General features: G+C 72.8%; 21 protein-coding genes. 10 read left to right on the top strand and 11 right to left on the bottom strand.

Annotation, left to right across the window (positions count from 1 at the left end):
* Nucleotides 1-26: 26 nt before the first annotated feature.
* Genes GUI43_RS24080 through GUI43_RS24060 form a run of 5 tightly spaced genes read right to left on the bottom strand, consistent with a single transcriptional unit; the run spans nucleotide 27 to nucleotide 4,123 of the window.
* Entirely contained in the window at nucleotides 27-719 is a 693-nt protein-coding gene (locus tag GUI43_RS24080) for an NUDIX hydrolase (RefSeq protein ID WP_091403299.1), read from the bottom strand.
* On the bottom strand, nucleotides 716-1,399 hold the full coding sequence (locus tag GUI43_RS24075; protein ID WP_112699845.1) for a TlpA family protein disulfide reductase: 684 nt from the start codon (nucleotides 1,397-1,399) through the stop codon (nucleotides 716-718). Before GUI43_RS24075 ends, GUI43_RS24080 begins: the two co-directional genes overlap by 4 nt.
* Nucleotides 1,396-2,184, bottom strand: a complete 789-nt coding sequence (gene nth, locus GUI43_RS24070; RefSeq protein WP_112699844.1) for an endonuclease III — start codon at nucleotides 2,182-2,184, stop codon at nucleotides 1,396-1,398. The genes GUI43_RS24075 and nth overlap by 4 nt, the downstream gene beginning before the upstream one ends.
* 41 nt (nucleotides 2,185-2,225) lie before the next feature.
* A complete protein-coding gene (locus GUI43_RS24065) occupies nucleotides 2,226-3,404 on the bottom strand; it encodes a CapA family protein (protein ID WP_112699843.1) in 1,179 nt (392 codons plus the stop codon).
* 11 nt (nucleotides 3,405-3,415) lie between these two features.
* Complete coding sequence (locus GUI43_RS24060; RefSeq protein ID WP_112699842.1) at nucleotides 3,416-4,123, bottom strand: adenosylcobinamide amidohydrolase; 708 nt, start codon at nucleotides 4,121-4,123, stop codon at nucleotides 3,416-3,418.
* Between the two features lie 143 nt (nucleotides 4,124-4,266).
* On the opposite strand from GUI43_RS24060, the gene GUI43_RS24055 reads away from it, so the two are divergent.
* The 9 genes from GUI43_RS24055 (at nucleotide 4,267) to GUI43_RS24015 (ending at nucleotide 15,352) form a co-directional block, all read left to right on the top strand.
* Nucleotides 4,267-4,944 carry a Crp/Fnr family transcriptional regulator gene (locus GUI43_RS24055; protein ID WP_007466162.1) on the top strand — a complete coding sequence of 226 codons (678 nt, stop codon included), beginning with the start codon at nucleotides 4,267-4,269 and terminating at the stop codon, nucleotides 4,942-4,944.
* A 111-nt stretch (nucleotides 4,945-5,055) separates the two neighbouring features.
* Nucleotides 5,056-5,799: a metallophosphoesterase family protein gene (locus GUI43_RS24050; RefSeq protein WP_112699841.1), complete on the top strand. Its 744-nt coding sequence runs from the start codon at nucleotides 5,056-5,058 to the stop codon at nucleotides 5,797-5,799.
* A gap of 452 nt (nucleotides 5,800-6,251) precedes the next feature.
* Nucleotides 6,252-6,857 carry a TetR/AcrR family transcriptional regulator gene (locus GUI43_RS24045; RefSeq protein WP_091403316.1) on the top strand — a complete coding sequence of 202 codons (606 nt, stop codon included), beginning with the start codon at nucleotides 6,252-6,254 and terminating at the stop codon, nucleotides 6,855-6,857.
* Nucleotides 6,858-6,894: 37 nt separating this feature from the next.
* Nucleotides 6,895-7,692 (top strand): TIGR03084 family metal-binding protein, encoded by a 798-nt coding sequence (locus GUI43_RS24040; protein ID WP_112699840.1) that lies wholly within the window; start codon nucleotides 6,895-6,897, stop codon nucleotides 7,690-7,692.
* Nucleotides 7,689-9,365 (top strand): acyclic terpene utilization AtuA family protein, encoded by a 1,677-nt coding sequence (locus GUI43_RS24035; RefSeq protein ID WP_112699839.1) that lies wholly within the window; start codon nucleotides 7,689-7,691, stop codon nucleotides 9,363-9,365. Before GUI43_RS24040 ends, GUI43_RS24035 begins: the two co-directional genes overlap by 4 nt.
* Nucleotides 9,362-10,558, top strand: coding sequence for an acyl-CoA dehydrogenase family protein (locus tag GUI43_RS24030; RefSeq protein ID WP_112699838.1), 1,197 nt, complete (start codon nucleotides 9,362-9,364; stop codon nucleotides 10,556-10,558). Before GUI43_RS24035 ends, GUI43_RS24030 begins: the two co-directional genes overlap by 4 nt.
* Entirely contained in the window at nucleotides 10,555-12,156 is a 1,602-nt protein-coding gene (locus GUI43_RS24025; RefSeq protein ID WP_112699837.1) for an acyl-CoA carboxylase subunit beta, read from the top strand. The genes GUI43_RS24030 and GUI43_RS24025 overlap by 4 nt, the downstream gene beginning before the upstream one ends.
* An 11-nt stretch (nucleotides 12,157-12,167) precedes the next feature.
* On the top strand, nucleotides 12,168-14,165 hold the full coding sequence (locus tag GUI43_RS24020) for an ATP-binding protein (RefSeq protein WP_112699836.1): 1,998 nt from the start codon (nucleotides 12,168-12,170) through the stop codon (nucleotides 14,163-14,165).
* Entirely contained in the window at nucleotides 14,162-15,352 is a 1,191-nt protein-coding gene (locus GUI43_RS24015; protein ID WP_112588533.1) for an acyl-CoA dehydrogenase family protein, read from the top strand. The genes GUI43_RS24020 and GUI43_RS24015 overlap by 4 nt, the downstream gene beginning before the upstream one ends.
* Before the next feature lie 151 nt (nucleotides 15,353-15,503).
* On the opposite strand, the gene GUI43_RS24010 is transcribed toward GUI43_RS24015, so the two are convergent.
* Nucleotides 15,504-16,715, bottom strand: a complete 1,212-nt coding sequence (locus GUI43_RS24010; RefSeq protein ID WP_112699835.1) for a flagellar biosynthesis protein FlhF — start codon at nucleotides 16,713-16,715, stop codon at nucleotides 15,504-15,506.
* Nucleotides 16,712-17,653 (bottom strand): transporter substrate-binding domain-containing protein, encoded by a 942-nt coding sequence (locus GUI43_RS24005; protein ID WP_112588537.1) that lies wholly within the window; start codon nucleotides 17,651-17,653, stop codon nucleotides 16,712-16,714. Before GUI43_RS24005 ends, GUI43_RS24010 begins: the two co-directional genes overlap by 4 nt.
* 168 nt (nucleotides 17,654-17,821) lie before the next feature.
* Here GUI43_RS24005 and GUI43_RS24000 point away from each other — a divergent pair, with 168 nt between their 5' ends.
* Nucleotides 17,822-18,163, top strand: a complete 342-nt coding sequence (locus GUI43_RS24000; protein ID WP_146758878.1) for a hypothetical protein — start codon at nucleotides 17,822-17,824, stop codon at nucleotides 18,161-18,163.
* Here GUI43_RS24000 and GUI43_RS23995 read toward each other — a convergent pair.
* The 4 genes from GUI43_RS23995 to GUI43_RS23980 all read right to left on the bottom strand — a co-directional run bounded on the left by GUI43_RS23995 (nucleotide 18,150) and on the right by GUI43_RS23980 (nucleotide 24,901).
* The gene (locus GUI43_RS23995; RefSeq protein ID WP_112588541.1) at nucleotides 18,150-19,646 is read right to left on the bottom strand and encodes a serine/threonine-protein kinase; all 1,497 of its coding nucleotides are present in this window, start codon (nucleotides 19,644-19,646) and stop codon (nucleotides 18,150-18,152) included. The two genes, GUI43_RS24000 and GUI43_RS23995, sit on opposite strands and share 14 nt — an antisense overlap.
* A gap of 30 nt (nucleotides 19,647-19,676) precedes the next feature.
* The gene (locus GUI43_RS23990; RefSeq protein ID WP_112588543.1) at nucleotides 19,677-20,180 is read right to left on the bottom strand and encodes a hypothetical protein; all 504 of its coding nucleotides are present in this window, start codon (nucleotides 20,178-20,180) and stop codon (nucleotides 19,677-19,679) included.
* Nucleotides 20,181-20,420: 240 nt separating this feature from the next.
* Nucleotides 20,421-24,068 (bottom strand): adenylate/guanylate cyclase domain-containing protein, encoded by a 3,648-nt coding sequence (locus GUI43_RS23985; protein ID WP_112699834.1) that lies wholly within the window; start codon nucleotides 24,066-24,068, stop codon nucleotides 20,421-20,423.
* Nucleotides 24,065-24,901, bottom strand: coding sequence for an MBL fold metallo-hydrolase (locus GUI43_RS23980; protein ID WP_112588547.1), 837 nt, complete (start codon nucleotides 24,899-24,901; stop codon nucleotides 24,065-24,067). The genes GUI43_RS23985 and GUI43_RS23980 overlap by 4 nt, the downstream gene beginning before the upstream one ends.
* Nucleotides 24,902-25,020 lie beyond the last annotated feature (119 nt).

The raw sequence follows: 25,020 nt of genomic DNA, 5'->3' as shown, positions 1-25,020 counted from the left end.
ATCGCTTGCGGATGGTGACCGTGCGGTCAGCGCAGGGCGTTCTCGTCGGCGTCGTCGGTGCCGGCGGACGGGGCCGGTGTCGCCCCGGTCGGCGGAAGCTCCACCACCCGCCCGCGCGACCAGGGACGGGCCCAGCCGCCCATCTCGAGCAGGGTTGCGAGCACCCCGGCGGTGAAGCCCCAGACGAGCATCCCGCGCGCCGAGAACGCCGGCCCGATCCAGCCGCTCGGGTGCCGGACCCGCAGTCGGTTGGCCGGATCGACCAGCTCGCTGACTGGCAGGCGGGCGACGTGTGCCACCTCGGCCGGCTCCCGTGGGTGCACCGGGTGCGGGTCGTGCCACCAGGCCAGCACCGGCGTGACCACGAAGTCGCTGACCGGGATCCACAGTTTCGGCAGCTCGGCCAGCACTGTCACGCTGGCCGGGTCGAGGCCCACCTCCTCGTTCGCCTCGCGCAGGGCGGTGGCGCGGACGTCGGCGTCCTCCGGGTCGGCCGCACCCCCGGGAAAGGCGGGCTGGCCGGCGTGGTTGCGCAGGGTGGCGGCGCGTTGCAGGACCAGCACGTCGGGACCCGCGCCGGGCTGCTCGCCGAGCAGCACCAGCACGGCGCTCTCCCGACCGCCCTCAGCCGGCGTGGTCAGCCGGGTGAAGTCCTCGGCGCGGGCGGTGCCCAGCCGGGTCAGCAACGGCTCGATCCACTCGGGGGGCCGACGGGTCACGCCGGCACCGCCAGGCCGAGGTGCTGGCGGACCAGCTTGGCGAGCTTGGTGTCGTCGAGAGCACCGCTGGCGTCGATGTGCCGGACCTGACCGTCGGCGTCGACGAAGAGGGTCAGCGGAATGGCGTTGCGCTTCAGCTCGCGCTGTAGCGCCTCGCCCTGGTCCACCAGGATCGGGAACCGGACGCCGAAGTCCTCACCGATGGACTGGGCGCCGCCCCGGCTGTCCCGACTGTTGACCCCGACCACCTGGAGCTGACCGGCGGCCCGCTCGCTGAGGCGTTGGAAGGCGGGGAGCTCCTTGCGGCACGGCGGGCACCAGGAAGCCCACACGTTGATCACCGCCGGCCCGGCCACCTCGCGCAGCACGACGGGGGCACCGCCGGTGAAGCAGGAGAGCGTCAACTCCGGCAGCGCCGACCCGCCAGCGACGGGGGCCGTCGGGCCATTGGGGGCCGTCGTGCCGGGCGACGCGGGGGTGTCCGTTGTGGGGGTCGTCGTGCCGGAGCCGGGCGGCGTGGTCCTGGGCGCCGTGCTCAGTGTGGCGCAGTCCCGGAACGGCGAAGGTCGTTCAGCGGCGGCCGGCCGGGGGGCTGGCTCGTCGTCGGCCGTGCCGCTGGTGCAGCCGGTGACGGCCAGCAGCAGCGGCAGGACGGCAAGGGCGAGGCGGCGGCGGTTCACGGCACCTCCGCCGTGATCGCCTGCTCCGGCACCAGCTCCGGGTCGACCCCGGCAGCTACCGCGAGGTCGCGCGCCCGAGGGCCCTTGAGCAGCTTGGCGGCGGCCGCCGGCTCGGTCGGGCCGGTGCCGTACGAAGGGCAGAGCTTCGCGAGCGTGCAGGCGCCGCAGGCCGGCTTGCGCGCGTGGCAGACCCGTCGCCCGTGGAAGATGATCCGGTGCGAGAGCATGGTCCAGTCGCGCTTGTCGTACAGCGCGCCGACCGCGTGCTCGATCTTGACCGGGTCGGTCTCGGTGGTCAGCCGCCACCGGTGGACCAGCCGCTGGAAGTGCGTGTCGACGGTGATGCCCGGGACGTCGAAGGCGTTGCCCAGGATCACGTTGGCGGTCTTGCGGCCGATGCCGGGGAGCGTCACCAGGTCGACGAGCCGGCCCGGGACCGTGCCGTCGTACCGGTCGAGGAGGGCCTGACCGAGCTTGAGCAGTGAGTCGGTCTTGTTGCGGTAGAAGCCGGTGGGCCGGATCAGCTCCTCCATCTCGCCCCGGTCGGCGCCGGCGTACGCGGCAGCGCTCGGGTAGCGGGCGAAGAGCTTCGGGGTGACCTCGTTGACCTTCTTGTCCGTGCACTGCGCGGACAGGATCGTGGCGACGGCCAACTCCAGAGCGTTGGAGTGGTCCAGCTCACAATGCGCGTCGGGATGCGTCTCGGCCAGCACCCGGCCGATCTTGCGGGCACGGCGTTTGCGCCCGAGATCGGTCTCGCTGGCACCGGGAGGGCTACTGGTCACGACGGTCAGCCTACGTCGCACCCCGGACGCTCCTCGTCGGGTCAGCCGCCGGTCGGCGCCGAGATCTTCCCCTGCCCGTCGAGGCGAGCGCCGCCCTTCGGGAAGTCGGCACGGCTCAACTCGGTGACCAGGCCCAGGCCCCGGTCGTCCGGGTCCATCGTCGGCTTGCCGGCGGAGTTCATGTACGTGGAGGTGAACGAGCCGCCGGCCCAACTGCCGTCCGGCTTGAGCGACACCTTCAGTACGCCGCCCCAGCCGAGGCGGCCGTCGTTGCTCAGCGAGTTGCCGCCGCCGGCAAAGTTGCCCAGGCTGTACGCGATCAGGCGCCCCTGGTAGAACTCCATCCCGCGCAGCACGTGCGGGCCGTGCCCGACGATCAGGTCGGCGCCAGCGTCGATCATGGCGTGCGAGAACTTCACCGGGTCGCCCCGGTTCTCGCCCAGAAACATCTCCGTGCCGGGCTTCACCCGGGTCTTGTCGACGCCCTCGCCACCCATGTGCACCTGCACCACGACCAGGTCGGCCATGGTGGCGGCCTTGGCGACCACCGCCTTCGCCTTGTCGATGTCGACGAGGCTGTTGGACCAGACGTACGACGAGAAGCCGGCGACGGCGACCTTGACGCCCTTGACGTCGACCACGGTGATCTCGTTCGGCGCGCCGGTGTGCTCCAGGTCGTACTTCTTCAGCGCCTTCTGGGTGTTCTCGTAGCCCTTGGGCCCGTAGTCGTAGCCATGGTTGTTGGCCTGGTTGAGCACGTCGAAGCCGGCGTCGCGCAGGTGCGCGGCGTACTCCGGCGGGGCGCGGAACTGGAAGCAGCGGGTGGAGTTCGCCCCGCACTTGCCGGTGCCGGTGTCGACAGTCAACGGCTCCTCAAGGTTGCCCATCACCAGGTCGGCCTTGAGCGCCTCGGTGACCGAGTTGAAGAAGCCCTTACCGCCGGCGGCGGGCAGCCGACTGGGCGCGTTGCCCATGATGATGTCGCCGGTGGCGGAGAGCGAGATCGCGCCACCCTGACCGGACGATGCGGGCCCGGTGGCCTTGGGGCCGGTCGTGGAGACCGGCGCGCCGGTGCCACCACCTCCCGCGCCTGGCTGCCAGACGGGTGCCTCACCACCGGGGTCGGCACAGCCGGCCACGAGGAGGGCGGCCAGCAGCGCGGCGAGGCCGAGGGCGACGCGGCGACGCGGGCGGGACGCGAGAGGGGCGGGAGCGTACATCGCCCGCGACCCTACCGGTCGTTAAACGCGCCGACGACAGCCGATCGGTTGGACTTTGCGCCCCTGAGCTGCTCGGACCACGGCACGACCGGCCGGGAACCCCCGGCGAGCACCGCCGCGTGCACGGCTCGGGCGAGCGGGGCACCCCAGGTGGAGCGCGGCCCGCCGTACGCGGCCTCCGGCCCGTCCACCGGGCAGAGCACTGTGACCGCGTCGGTGGGCGTACCGGTCCCCGGCATCCCCAGCTCGGTGATCGCCTGGGTCTTCGCCTCGGTCGCGGTGGCCACCGCATTCACCAGTGCCGAGTCGGCGAGCCGGGCCGGCACGTACACCACGATGTTGACAGTGCCGACGTGTGGGGCCAGCGCGGCTGGCGTCGGCGCGGCCGCGGGCACCGGCGTGCCGAGCCCGACCGTCGCCCAGGCCCGCACCCCGGCGTCGGTTCGCGCGACCACCTCGGTCACATCGACGCCGGTCAGCAGACCAACACCGGGCCCGTCGAGGGCCAGCTCGGCGGCGATTGAGGCCAGGTGCGCCGCGGGGTCATCCCGGTCGTACGACATCGGTACGGTCGCGTTCAACACCCACCGCCGGACCCCGATGCCACCGCCCAGCGGAGCACTGCTGACCGCCCGTAGGGGCACGTCCGCGCGCCAGACGAGCAGCGGGACGTGGCGCCCGTCCTCGGCGCGGCTGGTCAGAGTCGGCTCGGTCAGCACGTCGGGCAGGTTACGCCCACCGATCAAGATTCCAGGGGCGACCTCTGATTCATGCTCACGTGCGCCTAGACTTGGCGGCGCGCGAGGGGATCAGCGGACGGCGGCCCCGGCCGACGGACGGCACGCGCAACCGGAGGTGCGCAATGGACGAGGTACTGGCCCGCAGCGGGATCTTCCAGGGTGTTGACCCGGAAGCTGCCGAGGCGCTTGCCAAGGAGATGGAGACGATCGAGGTCCGCAAGGGCGAGATCGTCTTCAATGAGGGCGAGCCCGGTGACAGCCTCTACATCCTGCTGTCCGGGAAGATCAAGGTTGGTCGCCGCGCAGCGGACGGCCGGCAGAACCTCATCGCGGTGATGGGGCCGTCGGACATGGTCGGTGAGCTGTCGCTCTTCGACCCGGGTCCGCGTACGGCGACCGCCACCGCGGTGACCGACACCAGGCTGGTGCGGCTGCGTAAGCAGGCGCTGCGGCCGTGGCTCAACAACCGCCCGGAGATCGCCGAGCAGCTGCTCCGGGTGCTCGCCCGGCGGCTGCGCCGGACCAACGACTCGCTCGCCGACCTGATCTTCACGGACGTGCCGGGCCGGGTCGCCAAGAACCTGCTCCAGATGGCGGGCCGCTTCGGCACCCGCGACGGCGGCGTTCTGCGGGTGACCCACGACCTCACCCAGGAGGAGATCGCCCAGCTCGTCGGCGCCTCGCGGGAGACCGTCAACAAGGCGCTCGCCGACTTCGCCTCGCGCGGCTGGCTGCGGTTGGACGGCAAGAGCATCATCATCCTGGACCCGGAGCGCCTGGCCCGTCGCGCCCGCGTCTGAGCAGCACCCGACGTCCCCGCCTGCCGTCACCGACGGTAGGCGGGGACGTTTGCCGTCTGCCTGACGCAGAATCGCTGGCCTGGAGGCGATGCCCGCGGTGAGGGTGGGGCCATGGTGAACCGAGTTGCGGTGCTCTCCGACATCCATGGTGTCCTGCCGGCGCTGGAGGCCGTACTGGCCGAGCCGGACGTCGCCGCCGCCGATCTGATCGTGCTCACCGGCGACATCGCCGCCGGCCCGCAACCGGTCGAGGTGCTGGACGTGCTCGCCGGCCTGGGCGACCGGGTGTGCTGGGTCGGCGGCAATGCCGACCGCGAGCTGGTCGAGGCCCGGGCCGGCCGCCCGGCGTCGATCGAGGTGTCGAACTGGGCCGCCGGGCAGCTGCGCGCCGACCAGGTGGCCCGGCTCGGCGCGCTGCCGGCGACGGCGACGTTGGAGATCGACGGCCTCGGGCCGACGCTGTTCTGCCACGCCACGCCCCGCGATGACGAGGAGGTCGTGCTCGTCGACTCCCGGATGGCGCGCTGGGCGGAGGTGTTCGACGGTCTGTCCGCCGAGATCACCACGGTGGTCTGCGGCCACACGCACATGCCCTTCACCCGGCTGGTCGACCGGCGTCTGGTGGTCAACCCGGGCAGCATCGGCATGCCGTACGGGGGCGCAGGCGCGTGGTGGGCGCTGCTCGGGCCGGGCATCCAGCTGCGCCGCACCGCCTTCGACGTGGACCTGGCCTGCGCCCGCGTCTCGGCGGAGTCGACCTTCCCCGACGCCGCCGCCTGGGCGGACGAGTACCTGCGCTCCCAGCACAGCGACGCCGACGCGCTGACCGCCTTCGGCCCCCGCGACGGCCGCTGAGCCAGCACTGAGCCGGCAGCCGGACGGCAGGCGTCGGGCAGGCGGGCGGGCGCACGGGCGGGCGGCGGGCGCATGGCGGGCGGGCGCACGGGCGGGCGGCGGGCGCATGGCGGGCGGGCGCACGGGCGGGCGGGCGGCGGGATACCGGTCAGGGAGCCTTTGGAGCTGAATCGTTTGCGGCATCAGCCGTAGATGATCGGCAGGCCGATCCTCGAACGAGCTCGACGGGCGCGGTGACGGGCGCGGTTACGAGCGCGGTTACGAGCGGCGTTACGGGCGCGGTCGACCGGCTTGGTCGACGGCGATTCGTTTGTGACATCAGCTCCATAGCGAGACCAACCACCCAGGCTCACCTCCCGCGCCGCCCCACCGCAGAGCCCACCCGGGTGTCGCGCGCGAGCTCAGAAAAAGTCAGTCTTGACTGTTTGTTTCGTAGGCACCAGGCTGTCTCCGTGCCCACCGCATCGACGCGTGTACCTCAGCAGGAACGCAGCCGCGCCACCCAGGCCCGGCTGCTGGAGGCGACCGTCGACTGCCTGATCGAGCACGGCTGGTCCGGCACCACGACCACAGTGGTCGCGGCGCGGGCCGGTGTGTCGCGTGGGGCGCAGCTGCACCACTACCCGACGAAGGCGGCGCTGGTGACGGCCGCCGTGGCCCATCTGGCCGAGCGCCGGGCCGACGAGCTGCGCACCGAGGCCGAGGCGCTGCCGGCTGGCCCGCAGCGGTTGGACCGGGTCGTCGACCTGCTCGCCGTGGCGTTTACCGGGCCGCTGTTCGTGGCCGCGCTTGAGCTCTGGGTCGCCGCTCGCACCGATCGGGAGCTGCGCGACGCCCTGGTGCCGCTGGAGGCGACGGTCGGGCGGGAGATGCACAGGCTCACCGTCGCCCTGCTCGGTGTCGACGAGCGTCGACCCGGTGTCCGCGAAGCGGTGCAGGCCACGCTCGACCTGCTCCGTGGGCTCGGGGTGGCCAACCTCCTCAGCGACGACTCCGCCCGCCGGGCCGCCCTGTTGACCACCTGGAAGCGCCAGCTCGCCACCCTGCTCACGCCCTGACCGCCGGCCGCACCGGCCACCACCGACCGGAGGCACCATGGTCGACCTCAGCGACCTGCTCACGGACCTGGCCGACGAGTCCGCCCAACTGGACGCCCTGGTGGCTCCCCTGCCCGTGGCCGAGTGGGCGAGGCCGACCCCCGCGCCGGGCTGGAGCATCGGGCATCAGATCGCCCACCTCGCCTGGACCGACCACGTCGCGCTGTTGGCCGCGACCGATCCCGAGGCGTTCTACGCAACGGTCACCGCCGCGCCGGACGTGACCCGACTCGTCGACGTCGGTGCCGAGGAATTCCTCGCCCCGCCGGCCGAACTGCTCGCCCGCTGGCGGGCCGGGCGCACAGCGCTCGTCGACGCACTGGCCGCCGTTCCGGCCGGCGGCAAACTGCCCTGGTACGGCACCCGGATGTCGGCCACCTCGATGGCCACCGCCCGGATGATGGAGACCTGGGCGCACGGCGCGGACGTGGCCGACGCCCTCGACGTGGTCCGACCCGACAGCGACCGACTCCGGCACGTTGCGCACCTGGGCGTGCGTACCCTCGGGCACGGCTTCGCCGCGCACGGCCGGGAGGCACCGACGGCGCCGGTCCGGGTCGAGCTGGTCGGGCCCGGCGGGGAGACCTGGAGCTGGGGTCCGGCGGACGCCGCCGACCGCGTCACCGGCCCGGCTCGGGACTTCTGCCTGCTGGTCACCCAGCGCCGACACCGCGCGGACCTCGCTCTGGTCGCCACCGGGCCGGTCGCCGACGAGTGGCTCGACGTGGCGCAGGCCTTCGCCGGGCCGCCGGGTGACGGCCGGCAGCCGGCCGGCGGGATCGGGGTACGGGCATGATCCGCATCGGCAACGCCTCCGGCTTCTACGGCGACCGGTTCACCGCCTGGCGGGAGATGCTCGACGGCGGTGAGCTGGATGTGCTGACCGGCGACTACCTCGCTGAGTTGACCATGCTGATCCTTGCCCGGGATCGCCTGCGCGACCCCGACCTGGGCTACGCGAAGACGTTCCTGCGGCAACTGGAGACCTGCCTCGGCACCGCACTCGACCGAGGGGTGCGGATCGTGACCAACGCCGGCGGGTTGAACCCGGCCGGTCTGGCCGCCGCCATCGAGAAGCTCGCCGACCGACTCGGCCTGCCGACGCAGGTCGGGTACGTCGAGGACGACACGATCCAGCGACCGGACGCGTTGAGCGCGAACGCCTACCTCGGCGCGTTCGGGATCGCCGCCTGCCTCGACGCCGGCGCGCACGTGGTGGTCACCGGCCGGGTCACCGACGCGTCGCTCGTGGTCGGCCCGGCCATCGCCAGGTACGGGTGGGGCCGCGACGACCTCGACGAGCTGGCCGGGGCCACCGTGGCGGGGCACCTCGTCGAGTGCGGCGCGCAGGTCACCGGCGGCAACTTCAGCTTCTTCACCGAGCTGCCCGACGGCGGTCACCGGCCCGGGTTCCCGATCGTCGAGGTGCACCCCGACGGCTCCTCGGTGGTCACCAAGCATCCGGGTACCGGCGGCGCGGTCACCGTGGAGACGGTCACCGCCCAACTGCTCTACGAGATCGGCGGGCCCGCGTACCTCGGGCCGGACGTGGTCACCCGACTGGACACGGTGACGCTGCACCCCGACGGGCCGGACCGGGTCCGGGTCTCCGGTGTCCGGGGCACGCCACCACCGTCCACGCTCAAGGTGGGCGTCAACAACCTCGGCGGCTTCCGCAACTCGATGACGTTCGTCCTCTGCGGGCTGGACATCGAGGCGAAGGCGGCAGTGGTCCGGGGGCAGGTGGAGGAGGCGGTGGGCAAGGACGGGCTGGAGTTCACGCTGGCCCGGACCGACCACCCGGACGCCGCCGACACCGAGGCGGCCAGCGCCCTGCTGCACGTACACCTGCGCGACGGCGACAAGGCCCGGGCCGGGCGGGCGTTCTCGGCCGCCGCGGTGGAGTTGGCCCTGGCCTCGTACCCGGGATGCACGCTGACCACAGTGCCCGGTGACGCGACACCGTACGGCGTCTTCACCGCCGACGCGGTGCCGCAGGACGCGGTGGCGCACGTCGCGGTGCTACCCGGCGGCGAGCGGGTGCCGATCGCCCCGCCGATCCGCACCGTCCCCATCTCACAGGACGAGTCGGCCCCGGGTGGCGGCGCGGCGGTCGACGGCCCGACCCGGCGCGGGGCGCTCGGCGAGGTGGTCGGCGCACGCTCCGGGGACAAGGGCGGCGACGCCAACCTCGGTGTCTGGGCGCGGTCCGACGCCGGGTACGCGTGGCTGCGGACCTGGTTGACAGTCGAACGGCTGGCCGAGCTGGTGCCGGAAACCGCGCCGCTGTCGGTGCGGCGCTACGAGTTGTCGAACCTGCGTGCTGTCAACTTCGTGATCGAGGGCCTGCTCGGCGCCGGGGTGGCCGCGTCCACCCGGTTCGACCCGCAGGCCAAGGCACTCGGCGAGCTGCTGCGCGCCCGGATCGTCGACCTGCCTGCCGACCTACCGACGGGGGCATCCCGATGAGCATCGTGGGCACCCCGGAGCGCCGGCAACTACGCGAGCTGACCCGGGCGTTCGTGACCCGGGAGGTGTTGCCGCACCTGGACGACTGGGAGCGGGCCGGCGAGGTGCCCAGAGGGCTGCACGCGACCGCCGCGAAGCTCGGCCTGCTCGGCATCGGCTTCCCGGAGTCGGTCGGTGGCAGCGGCGGTGACCTGCTGGACTCGATCATCGTGACCGAGGAGCTGATCCGCTCCGGCGGCTCGTCCGGGCTGGTGGCGGCCCTGTTCACGCACGGGATCGCGTTGCCGCACATGGTCGCGGCGGCCGGTGCCCGCACCGGTGGCTCGCTGGGCGGTCGGCTCGGTGGCGTCTCGTCCGCGGGCGACGACAGCCTGATCGAGCGGTACGTGCGGCCAACGCTGTCCGGCACGATGATCGGCGCGCTGGCCATCACCGAGCCGGACGGCGGTTCGGACGTGGCCGGCATCCGCACGACCGCCCGCCGCGACGGCGACCACTACGTGGTGAACGGGTCGAAGACGTACATCACCAGCGGGCACCGGGCCGACTTCGTGACCACGGCGGTGTGTACCGACTTCCCCGGCAGCGGTGAACTCACCCTGCTGGTCATCGACAAGGGGTCGCCCGGGTTCACAGTGGGACGCCGGTTGGAGAAGCTGGGCTGGCACTGCTCGGACACCGCCGAGCTGTCCTTCGCGGACGTGCGGGTGCCGGTCGCCAACCGGATCGGCGCGGAGAACACCGGCTTCCTGGCGATCATGCAGCACTTCGCGGCGGAACGGCTGTCGCTGGCGACCCAGGCGTACGCGACAGCGCAGCGCTGCGTCGAGTTGGCGGTGCGCTGGTGTCGGGACCGGGAGACCTTCGGGCGCCCGCTGGCCAGCCGGCAGCTGATCCGGCACCGCTTGGCCGAGATGCACACCCGGGCCGAGGCGGCCCGGTCGTACGTGCACGCAGTGGCGGGTCGGGTCGCGGCCGGCGAGCCGGTGGTGACCGAGGTGGCGATGGCGAAGAACGTGGCGGTGGCCGCCTGCGACCACGTCGTCGACCAGGCGTTGCAGCTGCACGGCGGGTTCGGCTACCTGCGCGACGCCGAGGTGGAGCGGCACTACCGCGACGCGCGGATCCTCGGCATCGGCGGCGGCACCACCGAGATCATGAACGAGATCATCGCGAAAGGCATGGGCCTGTGACCACCCTGGACAGCGCGGTCGACCCGTCCGCGCCCTCGTACCTGGCGAACCGGGCGGCCTTGCTGGAGCGGTTGACCGAGTTGGACGCCGCGCTGGACCAGGCGCGGGCAGGTGGTGGCGAGAAGTACGTGACCCGGCACCACGCCCGCGGCAAGCTGCTCCCCCGGGAGCGGATCGAGCTGCTGGTGGACGCCGACAGCCCGTTCCTGGAGTTGTCGCCGGTCGCCGCGTACGGCTCGGACTTCCCGGTCGGGGCCAGCGTGGTCACCGGCATCGGGGTGGTCGAGGGCGTGGAGTGCCTGATCGTCGCCAACGACCCGACGGTGCGCGGCGGCGCGGTGAACCCGTGGTCGCTGGCGAAGACCCGGCGGGCCGGCGAGATCGCCCTGGCCAACCGGCTGCCCATGGTCAATCTGGTGGAGTCGGCCGGGGCGGACCTGCCCACGCAGGCGGAGATCTTCATTCCCGGTGGTCGGGTGTTCCGTGACCTCACCCGGCTCTCGGCGGCCGGCATCCCCACTGTCAGCGTGGTCTTCGGCAACGCCACGGCCGGTGGCGCGTACGTGCCGGGGATGTCCGACCACGTGATCATGATTCGGGACCGGTCACAGGTCTACCTGGCCGGTCCGCCGCTGGTGAAGATGGCGACCGGCGAGGTCACCGACGACGAGTCGCTGGGTGGCGCGGCGATGCACGCTGGCACGTCCGGGCTCGCCGACTACCTGGCCGCCGACGAGCGGGACGGCATCCGGCTGGCCCGGCAGTGCGTCCGCCGGTTGAACTGGCGCAAGCAGGGCCCGTCGCCGCGTACGGCGGTGCCGCAGCCGCCGAAGTACGACCCGGAGGAGTTGCTCGGCATCACCAGCGCCGACCTGAAGGTGCCGTTCGACCCCCGGGAGGTGCTGGCCCGGATCCTGGACGGCAGCGACTTCGACGAGTTCAAGCCGGCGTACGGGGACGCGCTGGTCACCGGTTGGGGCGAGTTGCACGGATACCCGGTGGGGGTGCTGGCGAACGCCCGAGGGGTGCTGTTCAGCGCGGAGGCGCAGAAGGCGGCCCAGTTCATCCAGCTCGCGAACACCTCGGACACCCCGTTGATCTTCTTGCAGAACACCACCGGCTACATGGTGGGCACCGAGTACGAGCAGCGCGGCATCATCAAGCACGGCGCCCTGATGATCAACGCGGTGTCGAACTCGACGGTGCCGCACCTGACGGTGAACCTGGGCGCCTCCTACGGCGCCGGCAACTACGGCATGTGCGGCCGGGCGTACGAGCCGAGATTCCTGTTCACCTGGCCGAACGCCAAGTCGGCGGTGATGGGCCCGGCTCAGCTCGCGGGGGTGCTGTCGATCGTGGCCCGGCAGGCGGCTGCCGCACGGGGGCGCGACTACGACGAGGACTCCGACGCGGCGATGCGTTTGATGGTCGAGCAGCAGATCGAGTCGCAGTCCGGCGCGCTCTTCCTCTCCGGCCGGCTCTACGACGACGGGGTGATCGACCCCCGGGACACTCGGACCGTCCTCGGGCTCTGCCTCTCGGCGATCCACAACGGACCGGTGAAGGGCGCCGACGGTTTCGGCGTCTTCCGGATGTAGAGGGGCCACTGATGATCAACAGACTGCTTGTGGCCAACCGGGGCGAGATTGCCCGCCGGGTCTTCGCCACCTGCCGCGCGATGGGCGTGGAGACGGTCGCCGTGCACTCGGACGCGGACGCCGACGCGCCGTTCGTGGCCGAGGCCGACCAAGCCGTACGCCTGCCGGGGAGTTCGCCGGCCGAGACGTACCTGCGGGTCGACCTGATCCTGGACGCGGCCCGGCGCAGCGGCGCGGACGCCGTCCACCCCGGCTACGGGTTCCTCGCCGAGAACGCCGAGTTCGCGGCGGCGGTGACCGACGCCGGTCTGACCTGGGTCGGCCCGCCGGCCAAGGTGATCGCCGCGATGGGCGACAAACTGGCGGCGAAGGCGCTGCTCGCCGAGGCGGGCGTACCGATGCTGCCGAGTTGGACCGACACCGACGAGATCGCGGACTTTCCGGTGCTGGTGAAGGCGTCCGCCGGCGGTGGTGGCCGGGGCATGCGGATCGTCCGGACCGCCGACGAACTGGCCGAGGCCGTCGCCTCCGCGCGCCGCGAGGCGGCCGCCGCGTTCGGCGACGGCACTGTCTTCATCGAGCGGTACGTCGAACGCGGCCGGCACGTCGAGGTGCAGATCTTCGGTGACGCCCACGGTCGAGTGGTGGCCCTCGGTGACCGGGAGTGCTCGATCCAGCGCAGGCACCAGAAGATCGTCGAGGAGGCGCCGGCGGTCGTTCCCGAGCGGGTGCGGACGGCGTTGCACGAGGCGGCGGTGGCCGCCGGACGCGCTGTCGACTACCTGGGCGCGGGCACCGTGGAGTTCCTGCTCGCCCCGGGCGGTGAGTTCTTCTTCCTGGAGATGAACACCCGCCTTCAGGTGGAGCATCCGGTCACCGAGTTGTGCACGGGACTGGACCTGGTGGGGTTGCAACTGCTCGTCGCCGAGGGTGAGCCGCTGCCGGCGGCCCTGCCGGCGAGCACCGGGCACGCGGTCGAGGTACGCCTCTGCGCCGAGGACGCGGCGGCGGGTTGGCGACCGGCCACCGGGACCCTGCACCGTTTCGCCGTCGGCGCGGTGGCGGCCGAGTTCGGTGGGCTGGCCGGGCCGGGTCTGCGGCTCGACTCCGGTGTGGTGGCCGGTTCGGTGGTCGGGGTGCACTACGACTCGATGCTCGCGAAGCTGATCGCCTGGGGTCGTACCCGCGCGGAGGCGACCCGACTGCTGGCCAGCGCGCTGGCCCGGGCCGAGTTGCACGGGGTGACCACCAACCGGGACCTGCTGGTCCGGGTGCTGCGCAGTCCCGCGTTCGCCGCCGTGGAGATCGACACGGGTTTCCTGGACCGGCACCCGGAGGTCTTCGCCCCGCTGCTCCCCGCCGACCGGCTGCCGATCACCGCCCTCGCCGCTGCACTGGCAGCGGCCGCCCAACGGCGGGCGACCGCACCGGTGCTCCCCGGGCTCCCCTCCGGTTGGCGCAACGTGCCCGCCGTTCCCCAGACCACCCGCTTCGTCGGGCCGGACGGCGACGAGATCGAGATCCGCTACCGGTTGGACCGGACCGGCCGGCTCGCCGACTGGTCCAGCACGTCGGCGGCCGAGGAGTCCGCCGAGCGGCCGACGGCACCCACAGTGGCGCTGGTAGAGGCCACCCCGGACCGGGTGGTGCTCGACGTCGACGGGGTTCGGCGCGCGTACCGCGTACACCGGGTGGGGTCGGCTGTCTTCGTGGACGGCCCGGACGGGGCGGCGAGCCTCGCCGAGCTGCCGCGTCTCCCGCCGCCCACCGCGGCGGTGGCGGCCGGGTCGCTGCTCGCGCCGCTGCCCGGCGTGGTGACCCGGGTGCACGTCCAGGTCGGCCAGCGGGTCTCGGCCGGCGATCCGCTGCTCACGCTGGAAGCGATGAAGCTGGAACATCCCGTGCTCGCCCCGATCGACGGCGTGGTCGCCGAGCTGCCGGTGCCGACCGGCGGTCAGGTGCAGACGGGCGCCGTGTTGGCCGTTGTCGACGAAAAGGACCCCCGATGACCTTCGACCTCACCCCCGAGCAGGACCAGCTGCGCGACGCCGTGCGGGCGCTCGGCCGCCGGTACGGCCACTCCTACTTCGTCGAGAAGGCGAGGGCCGGTGAACACACCACCGAACTGTGGGCGGAGGCCGGACGGCTCGGCTACCTGGGGGTCAACATCCCCACCGAGTACGGCGGCGGGGGCGGTGGCATCACCGAGCTGGCCATCGTCTGCGAGGAGCTGGCGGCGGCGGGTTGCCCGCTGCTGCTGCTTGTGGTCTCCCCTGCCATCGCGGCGACGGTGCTCAGTCGGCACGGCACCGAGGAACAGCGCAAGCGGCACCTGCCGGGCCTCGCCGACGGCTCCCAGAAGATCGTTTTCGCGATCACCGAGCCGGAGGCCGGTTCCAACTTCCACCGACTCGGCACTGTGGCCCGCCGCGACGGTGACGGCTGGCTGCTGAACGGCCGCAAGTGCTACATCTCCGGTGTCGACGAGGCCGGTCACGTGCTGGTCGTGGCCCGTGTCGCCGTCGATGACGGCCCAGCCGGTTCAGCGGATGCGTCTCCGCAGAAGCTCAAGCCGGCGCTGTTCCTGGTGCCGACCGACGCGGCCGGGCTGACCCGGTCCAAGTTGGACATGGAGATCGTGTCCCCGGAGAACCAGTTCCTGCTCTACCTGGACGACGTGCGGGTGCCCGCCGACGCGCTGCTCGGTGAGTCGCTGGACGCCGGGCTGCCGGCGCTCTTCGCCGGGCTCAACCCGGAGCGGATCACGGTGGCCGCGATGGGCGCCGGCACCGGCCGGTACGCCATCGAGCGGGCCAGTGAGTACACCGCCACCCGCAAGGTCTGGGGTGGTCGGAGCATCGGCTCCCACCAGGGGGTGTCGCACCCGCTGGCACACGCGGCGGTGCAGGTGGAACTGGCCCGCCTCATGATCCAGAAGGCGGCCACCCTGTACGACGCCGGCCGCGACCTGGAGGCCGGGGTGTCCGGCAACATGGCCAAGTACGCGGCCGGGGAGGCCGCCGCGCTCGCCGTGGACACCGCCGTGCAGGTGCTCGGTGGGGCCGGCATGACCACCGAGTACGGGGTGGCGACCCTGCTCGGTGCCGTCCGGGCCGGCCGGATCGCCCCGGTCAGCCGCGAGATGATCCTGAACTTCGTGGCCCAGCACGTCCTCGGCCAGGACAAGTCGTACTGACGTCGCCGCGCCCTGCGCGAGCGTGCCGTGGCCGTGGCGGGCGCTGCATGATCGACTCGGTTTTCCTGAACTCGCGGTGTCCAAGCGTCGGTGATGCCCCGACTTCTGAAAGCCGAGTCGATCCCGCACGGGCCGACCCCCGGTGGGGCCGTCAGGCTGGGGTACGGCAGGCGGCGTCGATGCGGTGGACCGGGCGGACCCGACGACCCATGCCCTCCAACAGCGAATCCTCGACGTGGAAGTCGTGAATGCGCAGTTGGTGGCGGGGCAGCTCCTCCTCGCTCGGGCAGAGCACCTGGGCGCGGACCAGACCGACCGGGACGTACCGGACGCCACCCCGTTCCTGAAGGATCACCATGTTGACGTCGTCGGTGGTGACCACGTGCCCGCGTACGTCCTCGGTGGGCCCACTCTCCGGGCCCACTGTGGTGACGGTCAGCGGCAACACCGGTGTGGTGATCACCGGCACCGCGGCCCAGATCAGGGTGGCCAGCACCGCCACCTCGGTCACCGACGCCAGCGGCCGGATCACCATGCCCGGCAGCGGCCCCGCGACGAAGAGCGCCAGCAGCGGGGGCACCACGATGAGCGCCAGCACCAGCCACTCGTCGCCCTGCCGCATCGCATCTCGCATCGTCGGCAGCATCAGCCAGCCGTACCCGGCGAGCAGCGCGACGATCAGCAGCAGCCGAGGCACCACCCGCTCGTGCAGCCGCGCCGGGCGCAGTTGGAACGCCGCCACGAACGCCGGCAACAGCAACGGCAGATAGAGCAACGGCCAGGTGATCAGGGCGAGCAGGAAGCTGGCCAGCACCACCCAGGCCGGGGTGATGTCGGCCCAGCGGGCGAAGAGCGGGCGGCGGCGGGTGCCCGGCGGAAGTCGATCCGCGCTGACGGCCAGTACCGCGCCGAGCGCGAAGACGGCGACCAGCCCGGTGGAGAGCAGCCGGGCCGCCGTGGTCAGGAAACCGGCGAGCAGGTTGACCGGCCCGACGTTGGCCACCAGCAGCAGCGTGGTCTGGAGCTCCCCGCCGGCCTCCACGCCGAGGCGGAGGACGGAGAAGATCGCCGGTACGCCCACCACTGCCGTCCAGAACGACTGGCTGGCGCGGGCGCGGCGCTCCGCCGGATCCCACCGGACCCGGCCGGGCTCAACCGCGGCGACGACCGGTTCGGCCGGTTCGGCGACCGGCACTCCGGCCGGCCAGGCAACGTCAGCTCCTGCGCCAGCCGCTGGACGATCGACGGCCGGCGGCGCTGCTGCCGTACCGTCGATCGCCGGCCCGGCGTCGCCGCCGGGCACTGACGTCCGGGGCGGCGGGACCGGCCCGTCGCCGCTGGTGGCGGTCGGTGCCGCGCTCACTTCGCGGGCGCCTTGTCGTCGAAGTCGACAAGCTTCGGCACCTCCAGCGGCTGCGGCTGGCGCTTCTCGGCCTTCAGCCAGGGGCCCAGGGTCCGGTTGTACGCGGTCTGCCAGGGGCTGGCATCTCCGTCGCGGCCCTGCTCGTAGCTCTTCTGCAGGAAGAACGCGACCAGGTCGCGCAGCGCGGGATCACCGATCGGCACGCCGATGCCCAGCAACTCGCTGGTGCCGAACGGCATGTCCACGATCTCGAACTCCTTGGGGAAGCTGGCCAGGAAACCGGCAAGGATCGACTCGTCGGAGCTGACCGCGTCGTACCGGCCCTTCCGGATGCCGTCGACGCAGTCGCCGACGTCCTTCACCACGAACGTCTTGACCTGGTGCTTCTCCAACTCGGCCTCGGTGGTGGAGCCGCCGCTGGTGCAGACCTTGTACGCCGGATCGCGCAGATCCTCGATGGTGCGGACCTTGTCCTTGAGTCGAACCGGCACCATCACCTCCTGCGTGGTGACGAAGTACGGCCCGGCGAAGCTGACCAGCTGCTTACGGTCTTCCGTCATGGAGAAGCTGGACACCACCAGGTCGACGGTGCCGCCTTGCAGCGACGGGATGCGGTCCTCGGTGGCGACCGACACGAACTCCAGCCGCTGCTCCCCCTCGTAGCCGAGGGAGGCCGCGACGTACCGGGCGATCTCGACGTCAAACCCGACGTGCTGGCCGTTTCGCAGCTCACCCATCAGCGGCTCGTTGGTGGCGACACCGATCCGCAGCTTGGACTGACCGTAGATGTGCGTCTCGCGCATCTTCTCCTGCACCGACGGCAGCTCCGGTTCCTCCCGGCTGTCGCAACCGGCCGCAGCGGCGAGCACGAGAGTGAGAGCGACCGCCAGCGTCGACGCGATCGAGCGGAGCCGGGACTGCGAACTGCCTGAGTTCATGGGCGACCTCGCTACCGGAAGGGCCTGCGGAACACCGAGAGTAGCCGTTCTTGTCCAATCCGTGTGGGCGCGGTGGACCCTGTCGAGTGGACAGCTCGGATCGACGTCGATCGGCGCGGCGGTCGGCTCTGCGGTTGACAGCCGTCCTGGCCGCGACATGCTGGACGGGTGAGCCGATTGTCCAGACCTGATGCGCGCACGGTGGCGGTGCTCGCGGCGCTGGGAGCCCTTGCGCCGCTGGTCATGCTGGTGGTGTGGCGCCGACAGGACCTCCTCGGCGTGGTTCTCGCGCTACTCTGCGTGCTAATGACCATGATCGCCGGGGTTGCCGTCTCCGCCGCTCGGCAGGTCGACGATCCGGAGCCGGCGGACCGGTCGGCAGCCCTCGGGCCGCCCGAGCTGATGCCGTACGGGATCGACGCGGACACCCTCGACGCCCTGGACCCCCGGGACGCGTTGCGTGCGGTGCGTGACCGCCGCCGCGGGTCGAACGGGCTCAGCGGCCGGTGAGCGTGGGCGCGGAGAGCGCGTCCACACCGCGCCCCGCCAGACACCGGTAGGTCCGGTCGATGCTGCCGTCGACCGGAGGTAGCACCTCCAGGTGCCAACCGGTCGCCTCGGCGATCCCGGTGGTCAACCGGAACGTCCTCGCGCTGCACACCTGCCGCACCGGCTCAGCGGCGGCCACCTCGTCGTAGTCCGCGCCGACCAGCGACACCGGCAGGATGCCCTCGGCGTACGTCTCCCAGGTGTGTCGGCCGGCGCAGGACAGTCGAGCCGCCTCGGCGCGGCTGCCGCGGATCCGCATCGGGCCGAAGCACTCCAGCTCGGGCAGGCACCGGGCACCCTCGGGCAGGGCGGTGGGCGCACCGGTGCCGGTCGCACAGCCGGGCAGCGGCCCGGTCGCCGGTGCGGCGATCTGGGTGGCCGACGGGTACGGGGCGGGTGGTGGCGCCCGGTCGGCGACCCAGGCCCCGGCGGTCGCGGAGGCGGCGAGCGCGAGCACCCCGGCGCCGCCGAAGAGCCAGCGCCGCCACCGTCGACCGGCGGGGTCGGTTCGCTGAGTGTCCTCGATGGGCGGTCGGGGCACCGGCTGGCTGGCCGCGTACGGGCCGGAGAGCGTCGCGACACCGCTGACCGGAGCGCCGCTCACCGGTGTCGCCGGCGAACCGAGTGGGATATTGGTGAGCAGGTCGTGCAACTCGAGGGCGGAGGGACGCTCGCCCGGATCGTTTGCCATGCCGATGCGCAGCACGTCGATCAGTTCGTCCGGCACCCCGGGCAGGGCGGGGAGCGGCTGGTTGAACATCTCCAGCACGGTGACCAGGCTCGGGTTGCGCTCGGACTGCCAGCGCGGCGGCCGGCCGTGCATCACCGCGTAGAGGGTGGCGCAGAGCGCGTACACGTCGACGGCCGGTGACGGCGGGCTGTGGCTGAACATCTCCGGCGGTGCGTACGCCGGGGTGAGCACCTCCAGCGTGACCGAGGCGTCCCGGTGCTCGGCGAGGACGGCGAGCCCGAAGTCGGCGAGCACCGCCGAGTTGAAATGCGAGTGGAGGATGTTGGCCGGCTTCACGTCCCGGTGCAGCACCCCGGCGGCGTGCGAGTGGGCCAGCGCGTCCGCGATCTTGATGCCGAGGTCGCGGGCCTCCACCGGGCCGAGCGGCGAGGTGCGCATCCGTTCGGCGTACGAGCCGTCGCAGAGCTCCATGATCAGATAGGGGTGCTGATCGACGGTGACCCCGACGTCGAAAAGGTCCACCACGTGCGGGTGGGACGACATCCGGCCCGCCGCCCGCGCCTCGCGCAGGAAGCGGGCCTGATCGCGCTCGCTGTCCAGCGTCCGGTTCTCCACCTTGACGGCGACCTCGCGACCCACGGAGATCTGGGTGGCCTGGTAGACGGTCGCGTACCCGCCCCGGGCAAAGACCCGCAAATCGGTCAGGCCGGGCACGATCGGCACTGGCAGGCCGCCGGTCGGGGTGTCGGTCACCGCTCGAAAATACCCAACCCGACCGATGGCTCAGCGCACCGCGTCCGCCGGAGCCGCACCGGCGGGACCGGTACCCTCCTCGGCGACCGCAGTCGTCCCGGCACCCTCGGACGATCCGACCCCGCCGGCCGGGATGCCCCGCCGGGCGTCCAGACGCAGACCGATGGCGGTGGCCACGGCGCCCAGCCCTTCCCACGCCGCCACACCGAAGAACCGGTCGGGAGCGATGTCGGCCAGCACCGCGATGGTGAACACGGTGAACGTGACCAGCCGGAAGACCACTGTGAACCGGTAGAACACCCGCCACTCGGTCACCGTGGCGAGCAGGTAGTAGACGCCCATGTTGAAGGCCGCCATCGAGGACGCCAGCAGGAACGTCCCGGTGTGGTCACCGACGGACCGCGTCGCCGGCACCTCGAACCCGAGCATGCGCAGCTGCGCCTCCGGCCAGAGCAGCCCAACCGCGCCCATCACCAGCGCCAACACGCCGAAGACCGCGATGGTCCAGCCCGCGATGGATCGCGGCAGCTTCATGAACGGCCTCCCCAGGCACGGCGACGGTCCCCACTGTGGACCCGTACGCGGTGGTGACACGCTAGCCGCTCCCCGAGACCACCACATCCCCAGAACCGGCAGAACCTGCACCCCCACCCCCAGGGTCGCGTTGATCAAGAGCTTTCGGTCACCGGTAGCCCGGATCCTGACGCGAACCTCTTGATCAACAGGGGTGGGTGAGGGCATCGACAGGGGTGGGGTGGGGGGTGAGGGGCGGGGTTAGACCAGGGCGGTCAGGCGGGTGTGCAGGGCGTCGGCTGCGGCTCGTTCGCTGCGCTGCTCGGTGGCGTACGCCAGGCGGACCGCCTCCTGCGCGCAGGACACCGCCTCCGCCGGGCGACCGCAGGCGGCCAACGCCTCGGCCAGCACACTCGCCGCGATCACCTGGCTGCGCACGTCCTCGGCCGGTGCGGTGACCGCACGACGTGCCCAGTCCAACGCCTGCTCCCGCTGCCCGTGCGCGAGCAGCGCCGCAGCGTACTGAGCCATCGTCTGGCGGCGGGAGAAGAGCAGCGAGGGTGCGTTCGCGGCGGCCGTGGCCACCGGGGCGAGCAGCCCGACCGCTGTCGCCGAGTCGCCGGCGGCGAGACGGGCCGTCGCCAGCAGCACCCGGGGCGCCACCTGCGCCGGAGCCTGCGGGTTGTGCGGCTCCACGGCGGTCAGCACCGCGCGGGCCACCCGCTCGGCCGTCTCGCAGTCGCCCATGTCCAACGCGACGAAGCCGCGCAGTGTGCCGGCCATCCCGGTGAGCAGCGGATGCGAGGTGCGCTCCGCGTACGCCAGGGCGTCGGTGAGCAGGTCGGCGGCGTGCTCCGGCTCGCCCAGGCCGCGCGCCACCACCGCCCGGACCACCAGGGCGAACCCGCGCCCCCAGTCGTCGGACGCGGCGGCGAACTCCCGGTACGCCCGCCGGGCCTCCCGGTCCGCCTCGGCCAGGTCACCCAGCTCGGCCGTGGCGAACGCCGCCACCGCGCGCAACGTGCCCACCGCCCACGCCTCACCGACCCGCTCGCCGAACGGCAGGAACACCTGCGCCATCCGACACGCCTCGCGCAGTCGGCCGGCGAGCAGCCGGGCGAACGCCGTGGTGCCGCGCAGCCAGGCCCGCCCGTACGGGTCCTTCAGCTCGGCGAAGAGTCGGGCGGCCCGGCCGAGCACCGCGTCGGTCCCGGCGAAGTCACCCCGGGTGGTGGTCACCCAGGCCAGGTTCTGCAGGGACCACGCCTGCCCGCGTCGGTCCTGCGCACCGAGGCTGACCTGGTACGCGGCCGCCAACCGGCTGCTCGCCTGACTCAGCCGCCCGGCCACGAAGTCGGCCATGCCGAGCCGGCGCATCGCCGTGGCGCGCTGCGTGGGCAGCCGACCCTCGGTGGCGACCTGCAAGGCCTCCTGCCATGCGGTCACCGCCCGGCCCTGATCGCCGAGGGTCTCCTGGGCCTGCCCCGCCAACAGCAGGGCGCTGACCCGGGTGGCCTCGTCCCCCGCGTTCGCGGCGATCTTCTCGGCGTACGCCAACGCGTCGGTGACCCGGCCGATCTGGAGCAACGCCCGCGCGTGCACCACCCGATCGGCTGCCGGCACCCCGTCACGGGCCAGTTCGGTGGCGCGTTCGGCGTACTCGACCGCCATCGCCGGCTCACCGGCGGAGAGCGACCGGCGGGCGGCCCGGCCGAGCGCGGCGACGCCGAGCGGAACCACCGCCCGGGCCGGCGCGTCGGGGCGCAGCTTCACCGCGTCGGCGAGCGTGGCGGCCCGCTCGACGTGCGTCGCCACGAAGTCGTCCCGGGCCTCGTCGGTGAACCCGCCCACCGTGCTGGCCGTGGTCTCGTCCGCCGGCGCCGCCCAGCGGGCCAGCGCCGCGTGCCGCTCAGCCAACTCGGCCTTGCTCACCCCGGCGTACGCGGCCTCCCGCATGAGCGGCGTGGCGAACGAGTAGCCGGCACGCGAGCGGTGCAGCATGCGGCGTTGCAGCAACTCCTCGACCGCCCGGTCGAGCTCGACGGCGACCACTGCCGACGGCCGACCGTCGCGACCGCCGCGCTGCTCCCGCATCGCCTCCAGCGCGCCGGTCGGCACCGTGTCACCGGTGACCGCGGCGTCGCGCAGCACCGACCGGGCGTCCGGCGGCAACGCGTCGATCCGGGCTGCGAGCACGGCGGCGAGGTCCCGGGAGAGCAGCCGGCTGCCCAGCGAGCCCGGTACCAGCCGCCAGCCGGTCGACCCGCTCTGCTCCCGCTCGCCGGAGGCGGACCGATCCCCCGCGGCACCCCGCGTCGAGGCGGCGCCGCGCACTGATTCGGTGGTGAGCGCACCCCGTTCGATAAGCAGGGTGACCAGCTCAGCCAGGTAGAACGGGTTGCCCTGCGCGGTGGCGAGCAACCGGTCGGTGTCGGCCTGCGGCAGCTTGCCGCCGCCGAGGTAGGTCGTGAGCAGCCGGGCCGCGTCGGCACCGCGCAGCGGCGGCAGCGAGTGCACCTCGGCGTCCGCGACCCGGGTCAGCGCGCCAGCGGTACGCACCAGCTCGGGGCGGCCGAGCAGCAGCACCAGCACCGGGCCGGTGAGCTTGGACAGGGTCAACCCGAGGGCTTTGATCGTCTCGGCGGTGGCGTCGTGCAGGTCGTCCACCACGATCACCAGCGGCGCCTCCGAGGCGAGCCCACTGAGCAGGTCGGCGACCGCGTTCGGCACCACCTCGGCGTCCGCGGCCGGAGTGCCCGATCCGCCCCACTCGCCGCTGTCGCTGCCACCGTGCGCCGGGAGTTCGGCGTAGCCGAGCAGGGCCAGTAGCTGCTCCGTGGCGATCGGCGGCGTCTCCACACCGGAGCGGGCGAGCCGCTGCCCGAGCCGGCGCAGCCGCTCCTCGACCGCCGGGCGGGTCAACGCGGTGGACGCGTCGCTGGGTAGACCGACGGCGGCCCGCACCAGGTCGGCCAGGGGCGCGAGCCGTCGCCGCTCCCCGAACGCGGCACAGCGCACCGAGAGCACCCGGGCACCGGTGTGCGCCGCGTACCGGCCGGCACCGACGTCGTACCCGGCGGCGAGGCGCTCCACCTCGGCGGCGAACCGGGACTTGCCGATGCCCGCCTCGGCGGTCATCAGCAGCACCCGTGGGTCGCCCTGGTCGATCACCTCGGCGAGCCGGCCCGCGACCCGACCGATCTCCGTCTCCCGGCCGACGTACGGCGCCTCGTCGCCGAGCCCCGAGCGGGTGCCCGGCGCGTCCAGCAGACCCAGCAGCTCGTACGCCTCGACCGGCTCACGCTTGCCCTTGAGCCGCAGCGGGCGCAGCGCCCGCCAGGAGGAGACGTGCCTGGTGGCCGCGGCGGTGCGTCCACCGGCGTAGACGGCCCCGACGGCGGCGGCGTCGGCGAGCCGGGCCGCGGTGTTCACCGTGTCGCCGATGACCGTGTATTCAATCGCGGCCTGGATGCCCGCGATGACGTCGCCGGTGTTCAGCCCGACCCGCAGCCCGAGCGGCGCGCCGCCGCCCCGCTCGTCGTCGAGCACCCGGCGGACGGCCCGCTGCATGGACAGGGCGGCACGGACGGCGCGTTCGGCGTCGTCCTCGTGCGCCACCGGGGCGCCGAAGACCGCCATGATGCCGTCACCGGTCAGCTTGTCGACGTGCCCGCCGAACGTCTTCACCGCACCGGCGAGGGCGGCGAGCACCCGGTCGGTGACCGCACCGACGCGTTCCGGGTCGAGATCCTCCGACCAGGAGGTGAACTCGGAGAGGTCACCGAAGAGCACGGTGACCACCCGGCGCTCGGCCGCCGGCAACGTGGCGGCGGCCGGCAGCGCGGCGCCACAGTTGTGGCAGAACCGCGCGCCGGGAACGGCAACGGTTCCACACACGGGGCAGGTCACATGTGCTCCAACCCACTGACCCCGGGCGCGGATTCCCCGGTGTCGACGCCCAGGTACTCCAGCTGGGCCCGGACCGACCATTCGGCCGCCCACCAGAGTGAGCGGTCCACGTCCGCGTAGACCGTCGCCACCACGTCGGCGGGGGTGTGGGCGCCGGCGGCGACCGCCGCCCGGACCTGGTCGAGCCGGGCCCGGCGGTGGGCGAGGTAGAAGTCGGCGGCGGCGGCGCAGTCGGCCAGTGCCGGGCCGTGTCCAGGCAGCGCCGGAATCCCCCGGTACGCGGACAGCAGCTCCAGGCTGCTCAGGTAGTCACCGAGGTGCCCGTCGGGATGGGCGACCACGGTGGTGCCCCGGCCGAGGATGGTGTCACCGGTGAGCACCACCCGCTCGTCGCCGTGCTCGACCAGGAAACAGACCGAGTCGGCGGTGTGCCCTGGCGTCTGCAACAGGCTGATCTGCAGACCGAAGCCGCCCAAGTGCTCGCCCGGTTCGGTCAGCGGCTCGCCGCCGATGGTGTGCGCCGGGTCGACGGCGAGCACGTGCACGCCGCCGAGCAGCTCACTCAGCCGGGCCGCGCCCTCAGTGTGGTCGGGGTGGCCGTGCGTGATCAGAATCAGCCCGACCGGGCCGTGCTCGGTGATCCGGGTCAGGTGCCCCTCGTCCGCCGGCCCCGGGTCGACCACGATGCCCGACTCGGCCGCTGGGGCGCGCAGCACCCAGGTGTTGGTGCCGTCGAGGGTCATCGGCCCCGGGTTCGGCGCACGCAGCAGTGAAACCCAGCGGGGCAACTCGTCGGCAAGCGCCGCCACCGCCCCCGTCACGTGCCCGCTCATGGCTGCGATCGTACGACCCCGCTCGCCACACCCCACGATCCTGCACTTGCGGCCCCTGATTCATCCCGGTTCAGGGCTTTCGTCCGAGCAGAAAGTGCAAGATCGCGGGGCGATGGGAC

This window comes from Micromonospora noduli, from assembly GCF_003264365.1.
GTDB lineage: Bacteria > Actinomycetota > Actinomycetes > Mycobacteriales > Micromonosporaceae > Micromonospora > Micromonospora noduli.
Note: the sequence above shows the minus strand (reverse complement) of the source record. Positions and strands in the feature narration are given on the sequence as shown.